Source organism: Spirosoma flavum, assembly GCF_042686045.1.
Taxonomy (GTDB): Bacteria; Bacteroidota; Bacteroidia; order Cytophagales; family Spirosomataceae; genus Spirosoma; species Spirosoma flavum.
In genome coordinates this window covers 669979-682404 of sequence record NZ_JBHUOM010000002.1, presented here as the reverse complement: position 1 = coordinate 682404, position 12426 = coordinate 669979, and the positions used below count along the sequence as shown (strand labels likewise).

The following is a 12426-nucleotide window of genomic DNA, read 5'->3' as shown; positions in this document are numbered from 1 at the left end:
TTTTATACCATAGGTAGTAAGTTGGTTAAGGGTTGAAGGCTAATTAATTACAACCGTTACTGTGGATAATTAACTGGTTGTCAGTAATTTCGAAGGTAGATTCAGTGGTTAGACAGATAAGCCGGATTTTCTCTAAAAAAGGCACATCGTTAAGTTGCCCCGTAAAGGTGCAGTTGGCGAGTAGTTGTCGATCATAGCGAATAGGCATATGATAGCTAGACTCCAGTTGGGTAAATATGTCTGATACGGGCGTGAATTCGAACGTAAATTGCTGATTGACAATGGCTGACGAAGTCTCTTTCGATGGAATGATATCTTGCTTAACGACCTTATCGGTTCTGGTTTCAAGACTGAGTTGTTCGTTACTGGTCAGCAAAATCGTTTTGCTAGGAGAATCAACTGGGGTAACCGACACATTACCCGTTTTCACTTTCACATAAGCCGCTGTTTCCTTATCAAAAGAACGTATCTGAAAGCTGGTGCCCAGTACTTTAGTTGTCAAATTGGTCGTGTAAACAAGAAAAGGTTTAGCCGGATTTTTACTTACTTCGAAAAAACCTTCTCCCTGGAGGTACACTTCCCGAAGCGTATGCGTGTTTTGTTTATGAAAACGTAACTGGCTTCCCGATGATAGCAAAACTGAAGAGTTATCTGGCAGCAACACGACTACTGGCTGACCCGTTATATTTCTTACAATCTTCCAGTCAGCAACCACTACAGGCTGCACCACTGGTTTGTTGGATAGCTCTACTGATTTTGAAATGGGATTACCTACTTGCCAATAGACCGCTAAACCAACTACCGCTGCTGCAGCAACCCAACGCCCCCATTGCCAGCTAAAAAGAGGCTTTACGACCGTGTGCACCTCAGCAAGCTGATTTAGTATTTCTTCCGTTTTATCTTTTACCTGTTGGTCAGAGATCGAAATCTGTTTCCCCTGCAGTACTAAAAAAGTGGCGACAGCCTGCTCATAGAGATCTCTCTTTTCGGGATGCTGCGCTAGCCATTCCTGCCAGAATACCTGATCCTCCAGCCGCCGTTCAGTTACCCAGCTCCGAAAAGCGTCGTTTTCTAAAAAATCTTCAACAGTAGAAATATGCTCAAAAGGAAGGTCCATTGGTACTTTTCGGCGATTTTCATTAATAGTATGAAGAATCACTCCAGTGATACCCTTCTTAAAGGAAAATTTTTTCAATAAAAATGCAAAAGCTTAAAAAAACAGGCCCCAGCCACTTGTTACGTAATTTAATCAGCCCTTTCTGCAAAAAGTCAGACGCCGATTGACGATTGACGTTCATGACCTCGGCAATCTAGGGAATCGATAAGTTTTCGTAATAGCATAAATAAAGTGCCTCTCGCTCGCGTGTTGGAAGAGTAACTAATTTAGCCTGAATGTTAATTGTCAAGCTTGTCAATATTTCTTGTTGAATCAATAATGTTTCCGAATCGACGCTCTCGGTTAGTGAGATGTCTCAATCCAATTCGTCAAAAGCCATCCGTTTTTGAGAACGTAAGTGCTGAAAGACGTGATGCCGTAGGGCCTTTAATAAATAGTGTTTGACCGAATCGGTTTCATTGATGTTAGATCGATTTTGCCAGAGTTGTAAGAAAAGTTCCTGTATACAATCCTCAACGACTGCTTCATCTACCATAAATTTTAAGCCATACTGTTTTAATCCGCTATAATAGCGTTCAACCAAACGACATAACGCCTGCTTATCACCTTTACAATTTCCATAACACCTGGTCGTGGAACGTCATGAAGCCTTTGAGTTTGCGTCTAAATTATGCGAAACATCTAATCCGTAAAGAGGCATTTTATTAATTCAATAGTTAAAAATGTGGCAGATGGTGTTCTAATGACATATTTCAATTTTAGGTAGTGTACGTCGTCAAATGAAAGTGGACAAAAGGGGTAAAAATGGGAAGAGACAATTTCCTAAATTGTTTCACCTAAATCACCTTAGTTATGTCCAAATCGGTCAAACCATCCCACTCTAAGCATTCCGCGATCAACTCCTCGACTTCGGCGGAACGAAAACCAGCCCTATCCATCATTAAAGATATCCAGCGGCAAACCCGACGTCAGTATACCGCTGAAGAAAAGATCCGGATTGTCCTGGAAGGTTTACAAGGCGAACAGTCAGTGGCTGAAATCTGTCGGCGAGAAGGGCTCAATACCAACATTTATTATCGCTGGATCGGACTGCCGAAGCAGCAAGGAATTTCTAGAAGTTGGTAAAAAGCGCTTAGCAGGTGATACGACTCGGGAAGCCACCGCGCCCGAAGTACAATCCATCAAGTCAGAAAATGAAGCCCTCAAACAACTGGTGGCTGAGTTGAGCCTAGAAAATAGGGTATTAAAAAAAAGGTGGTCCGCCACCGCGGCTTAAAGCCGACGACTATTCGATACCATCACATGACCCAGTCCGAAAAGATAGAGATCATTACGTTGGACCTGCTACCTTTAACTGGACATTAAGTTAAGCATGATCTAACTTAGTGAACCGCTCAGGCGGCCCTGCATGAAAACCAGGAGGCAGTACGACAAGGAATTTAAACGAATGGCGGTGGAGTTGACGGATGCTAAAGGCTCTCTGAAAGTGACCGCTGATGAATTGGGCATTACGCCATAGATACTAACCAGATGGTGCCGGGAACGAGTGGTTTCTCAAGACACCGGAGCCGGTAGTCGGGCCCAAGTCAGATCATGCTCAACTTAGTGTCCAGTTAAAGGTGGCAGGTCCATAACTTATTAATAAGGAGATAAAGCTATAGTTTGCAGTAACTATTGTTTCCGTACACGACTTAACGCGAAAAAGTCTAACACTCTAACTGTAGGATTATTAGGCTTTTATACTGTAGCGGGGAGCAGGATCGAAGCCGTTTAGATCAGGGATGACTTTGGTTACAACACTCTATATATTTCGTAGAAAATAAAGGTTTCAGAAAATCGCCTAAAACACTTTGTTAAAACTTGTGTAAACCAAACAACAAAAAAGCACTTACCATTTCTGATAAGTGCTTGATTTTCAATGTCGGGGTGGCAGGATTCGAACCTACGACCTCCTGCTCCCAAAGCAGGCGCGATACCGGGCTACGCTACACCCCGAAGGTTTACTCTTTTCACTCAGCGGAGAGAGAGGGATTCGAACCCTCGGTACCGTTACCAGTACGACAGTTTAGCAAACTGTTCCTTTCGGCCACTCAGGCATCTCTCCGAAGCCAACCATTCCCTTCCTGAATGATTGGGATACAAAGGTAGGGTAATTTAACGTTTTCAGCAAGAGGTATTCCAAAAAATCTTTTCATAATCGCTAATTTCGCCCCTTCTAAGGCTATCCACCATGGAGCGATTTAGCTCATCATCAGCCTGATACTTGCTCTAAATGAACTGGCTTTATCCATTTACCAGTACCGAATTTATTTTTATCGGCCTGTTTATGAGCCTATATGCGCTCTACATTTGGCGTACATTTCGGTTAGCTCGCCAACTTAATACGGCGGCCTGGGGCGTGGTACCCAAGTTTTTCCTGCGCGGTAGTTATCTAACTTTATTAATTATTGCGTTGCTTGGCCCATCATTCGGTGAAGCGGAAGGCGATTTGATCACTACCGGCCACGATACGTTTTTGCTGGTGGATGTCTCGCGATCAATGAACGCTGGTGATGTGGTGCCAACCCGCTTAGAGCGGGTGAAATATGATATTCAGCAATTGTGTGATACCCTTCCCGCCGACCGGTTCGGACTAATTCTTGCGGCTCCGGAGTCGTTTGTTCTATCGCCCCTAACTGCCGACCACGATGCGCTTAAGCAGTTCATGCGTGAAGTACATACGAGCGTATCACCATCGGGCGGAACCGATTTATGTAATGCAATCGAACTGGCCCGCCAAAAACTTGTCACCGACTCCTCGACCTACCAGAGTGTCAGAGCTATTGTCTTATTCAGCGATGGTGAGAACTTTGGCCCTTGCGAACGAAGTGAGTTGGCTCGTTTGCGGTCATTTGGGTTGCCCCTGATTACGGTTGGTGTTGGAACAGAAGCGGGCTCATCAATCCGGGAGGGCCGTAATTTTGTGCGAGATGATAACCGTCAAATTGTTCGCAGTCGTCTGAACCGTCCATTTTTACAGGAACTGGCCCGGGATGGACGGGGGCAGTATATCGAAGCGGATGCTAACGGACTATATGTTAATGAATTAGCTGACATTATACGCTCCTTGAAGGGCCGGACAATTGATCAGCATCGTGCGGCTGTTTCGACCAATAAATATTATTATTTCCTTTTAGTTGCGCTGGGATTGCTGGCTCTGGACCTGATTGTGACCATTCGAACCTTCAGGCTGTGAGTTGATCTCCCTATTTCGTCTTATTTTTGGCCCGCCATCCGTTAATGCCTGATGATTTACCTGTTGATTACTGCCTGGCTTTGGTGGAACGAGTTACTTCCTGTAAGCCCCATTTCACGCAATAATCAAATGCGTCAGGAAGCTCAAATAGCTTATCAGGCGGGGCAGTATACTCATGCGCTTTCCTTATATGCTTATCTGAGTCGCACGACAACAACCATTGACCCGGCAGTACGATTGAACCTGGGCCACACGTATTTTCAATTGAAGCAATACACAAAAGCTAAACCGCAGTATGAAACATTACTCCAGTCTGACCGACCCGATTTACGGACAGTTGCGGCTACACAACTAGGCGTAATGGCCTGTCTGGAGGGCGACAGCGCCACCGCTCTGACGTTATTTCAACAAGCTTTGCTTGAAAATGCCGATAATGAACCAGCTCGGTATAATTTTGAATTAGTAAAGAAATACTACTCCGGTAAAAAGCCAGCAACAAACCCACGTCAGAAATCAGCCGACAAAAAGCCGAGAGTTATTAACAAGCCACGTCCGGCTGGTGGGCAACAGGTCGAGCGATCGGCACGGCAGGATGAATTGCTACGTCGTTTTCAACGATTGAATTTGACGGAGGAACAAGCGCTGCAACTTCTCGATGCGATGCAGGGCGACGATTTACCCTATGCACTAACTCGCTTAGCCCGGCGTTCAACAAAACCGGCATCGGGAGGAAATCGGTGGTAAGTAGTTTATAGACGAGACAACAAAACCAATATGAACGAAGTCGTAATTGTTTCTGCCGTTCGAACGCCAATTGGTAGTTTCGGGGGCGTTTTGTCAACCTTAACGGCTATTGATTTGGGCGCTACGGTTATCCGGGCTGCCCTCAGCCGGGCGGGTGTGCATCCCGACCAGGTTCAGGAAGTGTATATGGGCAATGTCGTATCGGCAAATGTAGGACAGGCACCTGCCAAGCAGGCAGCATTGAAAGCAGGCTTGCCCGCTACTATTCCCTGCACAACCATTAATAAAGTTTGTGCATCGGGCACGAAGGCTATTATGTTAGCCGCTCAGTCTATTCAACTGGGGCAGGCCGACGTGGTGGTGGCTGGCGGTATGGAGAGTATGTCCAACACGCCTTATTACATTCCAAAAGCCCGTTTTGGCTATAAATACGGTAACGCTGAATTAGTTGACGGCCTTGCCCGCGATGGTTTGGTGGATGCTTACGACCAGTGCGCTATGGGCGTTTTTGCTGACCAGACGGCCCAACAGTACGGCATTAGCCGTGAAGATCAGGATGCATTTACGGTGCAATCCTATCGCCGTTCTGAAGCCAGTACGCAAAGCGGACGCTTTGGTGCCGAAATTGTGCCGGTCGATGTTGTCGGCAGGAAAGGCACCGTTACAGTGAGCGAAGATGAAGAGTATAAAAACGTTATTTACGACAAAATTCCGACGCTAAAAGCCGCTTTTACTCCTGGTGGCACGGTCACTCCAGCCAGCTCGTCGCCCATCAGTGATGGAGCATCGGCTCTGGTAATAATGAGCCAACGGAAAGCTGATGAATTGGGATTGAAACCACTGGCTCGGATTTTGGCTTATGCCGACGCAGAGCAGGAGCCGCAGTGGTTCACCACAGCCCCAATTAAAGCAGTGCCTCTAGCCCTTGAACGGGCCGGACTAAAAATAGGCGATATGGATTTTTTGGAGGTGAATGAAGCCTTTTCTGTTGTACCGTTGGTGTTTAGCAAAGTGCTTGAGGTTCCGCAGGAGAAACTAAATGTTTTTGGTGGCGCTGTATCTATTGGCCACCCACTGGGCGCATCGGGGGCTCGAATTGTAACAACGCTTACAAACGTATTACACCAAAATGGGGGCCGCTACGGTGCCGTCGGCATTTGTAACGGCGGTGGCGGGGCCTCGGCAATTGTTATTGAAAAATTGTAAAGGGGTTTGTGATGGCGCAAGACCGGGCCACCATTACCGAAAATTGACCTTAGAAATAAATGAACGCTATTCAGGAAACAAACTTCCAATTTCCCGGCCAAACGGCCTTTTATCGCGGTAAGGTTCGGGATGTATACTCCTTCCCCGAAAAACTGATTATGGTTGCGTCAGATCGGATTTCCGCGTTTGATGTGGTACTACCCCGCCCTATTCCATTCAAAGGGCAAGTTCTGAATCAAACGGCATCCTATTTCCTGAAAGCTACAGCCGACATCGTTCCAAACTGGCTTCTCAACGTGCCCGATCCGAACGTAAGTATTGGTCTTAAATGTGAGCCATACGCCGTTGAAATGGTTGTGCGTGGCTATCTGGCAGGCCACGCCTGGCGACAGTATCGTGATGGACATCGAACATTGTGTGGGGTTGCTCTACCCGATGGTCTGCGCGAGAATGACCGACTACCTACGCCCATCATTACGCCTTCGACCAAAGCGCACGAGGGCCACGATGAAGATATTAGCCGGGATGAAATTCTACGTCAGGGCATTGTTTCTGAGCCTGAATACGACCAGTTGGAACGGTATGCACTGGCACTCTTCGCGCGCGGTACGGCAATGGCTGCCGAGCGGGGACTTATTCTTGTCGATACCAAATATGAGTTTGGCAATCTGAACGACAAGGTTTATCTGATTGATGAAGTTCACACCCCCGACTCGTCTCGGTATTTCTACGCCGATACCTACGAAGGAAATCAGGAGGCTGGTCAACCGCAAAAACAATTATCTAAGGAATTCGTTAGAGAATGGCTTATTGAAAATGGTTTTCAGGGGAAAACCGGCCAAACAATTCCGACAATGTCTGACGAATGGGTAAATCAAATTTCTACCCGCTATATTGAATTGTTTGAGACAGTTACAGGTCAGGATTTTCAGCCAGCCGATTCCACCGATCCATCTGCGCGAATTGAAACTGCTATTTTACGGGCACTTCAAGACTAGTTCCCGTTGTCTACACTAACAGACCGTGGTTGCCGGACAACCAACATTATTTTGCTTTATTCGTTCTATATTGCCTATTGACATGAATTACACAATCGAAAAAAACGAACAGTATGCCCAAATCAGATTAGCCGAAAGCGAGTTTGGGGAAGACGTATCTACTACGTTTGAAACATTGAGCCGAAGTCTGTTTCGGGAAGGTTACAGCAATATCATTGTTGATATTACCCCTGTGCAATCGATCGATCAAACCGGGATTATAACCATCCGAAAGATAAACCGACAATGCACCAATGAAGTTGGCCTGTTGATTCTGGTTACTAAAAACGATGAACTGATTAACTTTTTAGACGCGGCCAGTATCAGCGACCTGACAATTCTGCCAACGGTAGAAGAAGCCATAGACGCTGTTTTTATGAATGAACTGGAGAACGATTTTCGCAGCGAACAGGATGATGAGTACGACATCGGAGGCAGCGTCGGCAATGCTGAGGCCTAACCCACTAGCCAATCAGGAAGCCGATCATAGCCGACCAGCTCACCTGCCCTTTTCTCTCACAATTTTGGGAGCAGGCTCAGCTACGCCTACCCTACGGCTCCATCAAACGGCGCAGTTGCTGACTATTGGCAACGATTACATGCTGGTTGATTGTGGCGAGGGTACGCAGTTGCGCCTGCTCGAGCAGCGAATTCGGCCGGGACGGTTACGGTATGTTTTCATCAGCCACCTCCATGGAGACCATTACTTTGGGCTGCCCCCCCTACTCTCAAGTCTAAATCTGGGTGGACGGACTGAAGATTTATACCTTTTTGGCCCGCGCGGACTGGATGAGGTACTGACAACTATCTTTCGGGTTTCGGATTCAAGATTAGGGTATCGCATTCATTTTCAACCTGTTGAACCTAACACACCCACACTCCTACTCGATCATCCGCAGGTAACGGTGCACGCTATTCCGTTACAGCACCGAATTGATTGTACGGGTTACCTCTTTCGGGAAAAACCCTACAAGCCGCATCTACTGCGCGATAAACTTCCCGACGATGTGCCAGTGGCCTACCTAAAGCAATTGAAAGATGGACAGGATATTCTGGGGACCGACGGCGAGATTCTATACGCAACCGCCGACTATACTGAACCGGGTCCTGAGCCCCGCTCCTACGCCTATTGTTCCGACACGCGCTATGTCGAGGAATTGGTGCCGCAATTGCACGGCGTCAATTTGCTTTATCATGAAGCGACATTCCTGGAAGACAATGCGCAACGGGCGGCAGAAGTCTATCATTCCACTGCCAAACAAGCCGCTGCTATTGCAGCAAAAGCCGAGGTAGGCCGACTGTTGATTGGGCATTTTTCCTCGCGCTATAAACAATTTGACTTGTTTTTAGACGAAGCCCGGTCCATTTTTCCAGAGACTTATCTAGCCATTGAAGGTCAAACTACAACTATTTAAGTATAGATTTCCTGGATTTCGTTGCCTTTATATTGATTTATATTGACTGGCAGACTTACCGGCTCGTTTCTGTTTATATTTAACCCCGAAACTTTATCAATTTATTCATGCTGGCTTTTCGCCTGGGATTCTTAGACATTGGTTGGCTCGATTTTCTCGACATCGGGCTGGTAGCTTTATTAATCTACCAGATTTATAATCTCGTTCGGGGAAGCGTTGCCAGCCGGGTATTTATTGGCTATTTGCTGGTTTATCTGGCTTATCTGCTTGTGAAGGCCCTGGCCTTGAATTTAATGACCACCATTCTTGAGTATTTCATTAGCGTTGGCGCATTAGCTTTAATTATTATTTTTCAACATGAAATTCGGCGTTTCCTGCTGCTCATTGGAAAGTCTACCAACCTGACTAATAACCGCTGGCTTCGGCAATGGCTCCTGCGCGACTCGGATTGGGTAGATACGCACACTCCGTTAAAACCTATTCTGGATACTTGTAAAACACTGGGCGCTGAATTTTCGGGCGGGTTGCTGGTTCTTCAAAAAAATGATGATTTAGAAAAATTTGCGCAATCGGGAGAAGTAGTTGATGCTGACTTATCGAAACCGTTGCTACTGGCTATTTTCAGTCAATACAGTCCACTGCACGACGGGGCAGTTATAATTAGCGATGGGCGAATTCGCGCGGCCCGCTGTATTTTGCCAGTTTCGGAAGATGATGAATTACCCCCTTCACTGGGATTCCGTCACCGGGCCGCCTTAGGCATGAGCGAAGCCACCGATGCCGCCGTCATTGCCGTTTCAGAAGAAAGTGGCCGTTTGTCACTGGCTCTCAACGGTGAGTTATTTACGAATCTGAGCCAATCTGAGTTGGAAACCCGCCTGGAGCGTTACCTGAATGAACCCAAAGGTCGATAGAATTACAAAAAGTGATATAAATAAAGACAACAAAATAGCCCGCCCGATACTTAATTCGGGCGGGCTATTTTGTTGTCTTTTGGAAGGTTTTCAAGTTTGCTTTCTTTAATAATCGAGTATACGGGGCAAGCTTTTTGCCTGCTCAACAAAGTCGCCGATTTGCTCAACGGAAGGCGGTCGTTGAGTGAACTGTCGAACACTATTAATTTGAATCAATTTAGCGTGTAAATTCTGGGGAACGCGTTGAGCCAGTTCCTTTACTGTATCAACCCCAGCCTCTTCCATCAGGTCGCTATAAACACGACCAATTCCTTTAATACGGGCTAAATCGGCCCGGTTAGCCAATTCCAAAATAGTAGTTGCATCAACACCACTGGCTGAAGCTAGAGTTTTGCGATCTGTTGGTGTTTTTGTGGCATCAAGCAACGAATCTCCATCGCTTATACCTTGCCCTTTCAAGGCGTTCAGAACGGCATCTGTAATGCCGCGTAATTCCCCTAATGTAAGACTCATGTAGAATAGAAGTTAGGTGTAAACCGCAAAATTCGCCCTGATTTTCAGGCCGCAAACTACACTTTTAACGAGCAAGGTACTTTCTTCGGGTATCATTCAAAAGAAATTTCTTTTGAATGGTAAAGCTCTGCGGATGCATTTCCATGAACTCTCGCTGCCATTCATTATACCGCTCTGGTTCAGCCCGTTGAAACTGGTCTGCACTAATCTTTTTCTGGATTAAGTATTCCTCAAATGTCATAATTTATAGTCTGTCATTTTAACCGAATCGATAAGAAGTGATCGTTATCCGGTTGTATCACGAACGCGCATTACGCCACTAAGTATGTCAAACTGGCGGATAAGGAGCTATTTGTTAGTCTGAAAATCAATACTGGAATAAATCGTGAGGTCTGTACTTAGTACAACTAATCAACTTTTACGGATGAACACTCAGTTTGTAACATTTTCAGATGGGGCTTCGCAACCCGGACAAGCAGCGGCACAGGATGCCGCTTTGCTTGACACATACTCAAATACAGTCGTAAATGTAGCTAAAAAGGTTAGCCCGTCGGTCGTGCAGATTAAGGTTCGTAAGCCGTCAGCCGAAGCAACGACCGAACATCGAATGCGCCCGCAACGTCCTCAGCCCGGTCGGGGTGAGACCGACGGTGGTTCTGGGTCTGGTTTTATTATTTCCAGTGATGGCTATATCATTACTAACAACCACGTTGTAGCCGGGGCCTCGGAGATTAAAATCCTGTTACCCGATTCACGCGAGTGTGACGCTGAATTGATTGGGCGTGATCCCGATACCGACATTGCCGTTCTGAAAATCTATACCGATAATCTTAAAGCGATTCGCTTTGCCGACTCAAAAAACCTACAGGTCGGGCAGATTGCCATTGCTATTGGCAACCCTTACGGGTTTCAGTATTCGCTCACGGCGGGTGTTGTCAGCGCCTTAGGGCGAACGCTTCGGTCTGAATCAGGACGGTTGATCGACGACGTTATACAAACCGATGCTGCTCTGAATCCCGGAAATTCAGGAGGACCCCTGGTGAACTCTGAAGGCGACGTTATTGGCGTAAATACTGCCGTTATCTTACCGGCTCAAGGTATTTGTTTCGCTGTTTCATCGAATCTAACGGCGTTGGTAGCCGGAAAACTCATTATGTCCGGGCGCGTTAGACGAGGCTATCTGGGTATTGCCGGGCAGTCGATTAACCTTACGGAACGAATTATGCTGTATAATCAGCTTTCGGCCAAAACGGGCGTGATGGTAGTAAGTGTTGAGCCCGACGGAGTAGCCGGTAACGATGAATTACGACAAGGCGACATTATTGTAGGCTTCAATGATTTATCAATAACATCGGTTGATGATTTACATCGTCTCCTGACCGATAATACCATTGGCCGACAAATTCAATTGACTATACTACGTGAGAACCGGAAGAAAGGTATTATGGTAATACCAGGCGAAATAAAATAGTAAAGAGAAAATATAGCAATTTCATTACGTTGCCTGAGTTGGATGACTCAGGCAACTTTTTTTCATTTACAATTGTGTCAACTAATAGTCATAACAGTTACTTAACGTATGTTTACGCGAAAATTTACCTATTCATTATCACTATTTATCGCAAAAATCATGAAGCATATTCTTTTCTTGCTGTTGACACTGGGGGCCTTTTCAGTTACGGCACAGGAGTATAAGCCTTTTAAAGTCAACGTTTCGCTGGGCTATGCCAAGGCATTGGCTAGTGGTATATCTGGCGGAGTTTTATTAGCAGTAGAGCCCAAATACGGTGTCAGTGATCATTTTGATGTGGGTTTACGGCTAGAGTCGGCTTTTATAGCCCGTGGTGTTACGTATAATGGAAACACCACAACAGGCGATGCGGTGGCATTTGGCTCTTACCTGTTAACGGGCACCTACCTGATTGGTACGGGTAGCATTCGGCCTTTCATTGGCGTTGGTGCCGGGATTTTTACTATTGCCTCGGGCGGTACTATTACAGTTATTGATAATCAGACGCCGAAAGATGTCTCATTCGTGAGCGAAACAAAGTTCGGTGCTATGATTCGGGCTGGAATCAAGGCAGGACACTTTGTAGCAGGCGTCGAGTATAATGCGGTTCCGACAACCTCAACTAAATTGACAAACACCACAATTGATAGTAAGAATGCTTATCTGGGCATCAAAATTGGCTTCGATATTGGCGGTGGCCGGAAATAGTGTGAACAATAACGCATTTACTAAAAA

14 protein-coding genes, 2 tRNA genes and 1 pseudogene are annotated in these 12426 nt (G+C 46.1%); 11 read left to right on the top strand and 6 right to left on the bottom strand.

The genetic code is table 11. The features are described 5' to 3' along the window. Nucleotides 1–43 precede the first annotated feature (43 nt). A complete protein-coding gene (locus ACFS25_RS08335) occupies nt 44–1117 on the bottom strand; it encodes a FecR family protein (protein WP_381498558.1) in 1074 nt (357 codons plus the stop codon). Between the two features lie 355 nt (nt 1118–1472). Further along, entirely contained in the window at nt 1473–1652 is a 180-nt protein-coding gene (locus ACFS25_RS08330) for a sigma factor (protein WP_381500811.1), read from the bottom strand. 359 nt (nt 1653–2011) lie between these two features. On the opposite strand from ACFS25_RS08330, the pseudogene ACFS25_RS08325 reads away from it, so the two are divergent. Further along, nucleotides 2012–2369, top strand: a pseudogene (locus ACFS25_RS08325) (transposase); the annotation flags it as partial. Between the two features lie 156 nt (nt 2370–2525). After that, nucleotides 2526–2636: a transposase gene (locus ACFS25_RS08320; protein WP_381498554.1), complete on the top strand. Its 111-nt coding sequence runs from the start codon at nt 2526–2528 to the stop codon at nt 2634–2636. A gap of 402 nt (nt 2637–3038) precedes the next feature. Here the strand turns inward: ACFS25_RS08320 and ACFS25_RS08315 are convergent. Both ACFS25_RS08315 and ACFS25_RS08310 read right to left on the bottom strand, forming a co-directional pair. Beyond that, nucleotides 3039–3112, bottom strand: a tRNA-Pro gene (locus tag ACFS25_RS08315). Nucleotides 3113–3134: 22 nt separating this feature from the next. Continuing rightward, nucleotides 3135–3221, bottom strand: a tRNA-Ser gene (locus ACFS25_RS08310). A 168-nt stretch (nt 3222–3389) separates the two neighbouring features. On the opposite strand from ACFS25_RS08310, the gene ACFS25_RS08305 reads away from it, so the two are divergent. From ACFS25_RS08305 to cdaA, 7 genes are all read left to right on the top strand, one after another. Next, complete coding sequence (locus ACFS25_RS08305; RefSeq protein ID WP_381498551.1) at nt 3390–4352, top strand: vWA domain-containing protein; 963 nt, start codon at nt 3390–3392, stop codon at nt 4350–4352. Between the two features lie 51 nt (nt 4353–4403). Then, entirely contained in the window at nt 4404–5096 is a 693-nt protein-coding gene (locus ACFS25_RS08300) for a tetratricopeptide repeat protein (RefSeq protein WP_381498548.1), read from the top strand. A gap of 30 nt (nt 5097–5126) precedes the next feature. Next, complete coding sequence (locus ACFS25_RS08295) at nt 5127–6302, top strand: thiolase family protein (protein ID WP_381498545.1); 1176 nt, start codon at nt 5127–5129, stop codon at nt 6300–6302. Between the two features lie 59 nt (nt 6303–6361). Then, entirely contained in the window at nt 6362–7300 is a 939-nt protein-coding gene (locus ACFS25_RS08290; protein WP_381498543.1) for a phosphoribosylaminoimidazolesuccinocarboxamide synthase, read from the top strand. Nucleotides 7301–7382: 82 nt separating this feature from the next. Then, nucleotides 7383–7799, top strand: coding sequence for an STAS domain-containing protein (locus tag ACFS25_RS08285; protein WP_381498540.1), 417 nt, complete (start codon nt 7383–7385; stop codon nt 7797–7799). Next, the gene (locus ACFS25_RS08280) at nt 7786–8754 is read left to right on the top strand and encodes a ribonuclease Z (protein ID WP_381500808.1); all 969 of its coding nucleotides are present in this window, start codon (nt 7786–7788) and stop codon (nt 8752–8754) included. The genes ACFS25_RS08285 and ACFS25_RS08280 overlap by 14 nt, the downstream gene beginning before the upstream one ends. 107 nt (nt 8755–8861) lie before the next feature. Further along, nucleotides 8862–9668 (top strand): diadenylate cyclase CdaA, encoded by an 807-nt coding sequence (gene cdaA / locus ACFS25_RS08275; protein WP_381498536.1) that lies wholly within the window; start codon nt 8862–8864, stop codon nt 9666–9668. A gap of 105 nt (nt 9669–9773) precedes the next feature. On the opposite strand, the gene ACFS25_RS08270 is transcribed toward cdaA, so the two are convergent. Together ACFS25_RS08270 and ACFS25_RS08265 are read right to left on the bottom strand one after the other, a co-directional pair. Continuing rightward, complete coding sequence (locus tag ACFS25_RS08270; RefSeq protein WP_381498533.1) at nt 9774–10181, bottom strand: DUF4332 domain-containing protein; 408 nt, start codon at nt 10179–10181, stop codon at nt 9774–9776. 64 nt (nt 10182–10245) lie between these two features. Further along, on the bottom strand, nt 10246–10422 hold the full coding sequence (locus tag ACFS25_RS08265; RefSeq protein WP_381498530.1) for a hypothetical protein: 177 nt from the start codon (nt 10420–10422) through the stop codon (nt 10246–10248). A gap of 183 nt (nt 10423–10605) precedes the next feature. On the opposite strand from ACFS25_RS08265, the gene ACFS25_RS08260 reads away from it, so the two are divergent. Beyond that, nucleotides 10606–11652 (top strand): S1C family serine protease, encoded by a 1047-nt coding sequence (locus ACFS25_RS08260; RefSeq protein WP_381498527.1) that lies wholly within the window; start codon nt 10606–10608, stop codon nt 11650–11652. A gap of 159 nt (nt 11653–11811) precedes the next feature. Then, nucleotides 11812–12399, top strand: a complete 588-nt coding sequence (locus tag ACFS25_RS08255; RefSeq protein WP_381498524.1) for a hypothetical protein — start codon at nt 11812–11814, stop codon at nt 12397–12399. Nucleotides 12400–12426 lie beyond the last annotated feature (27 nt).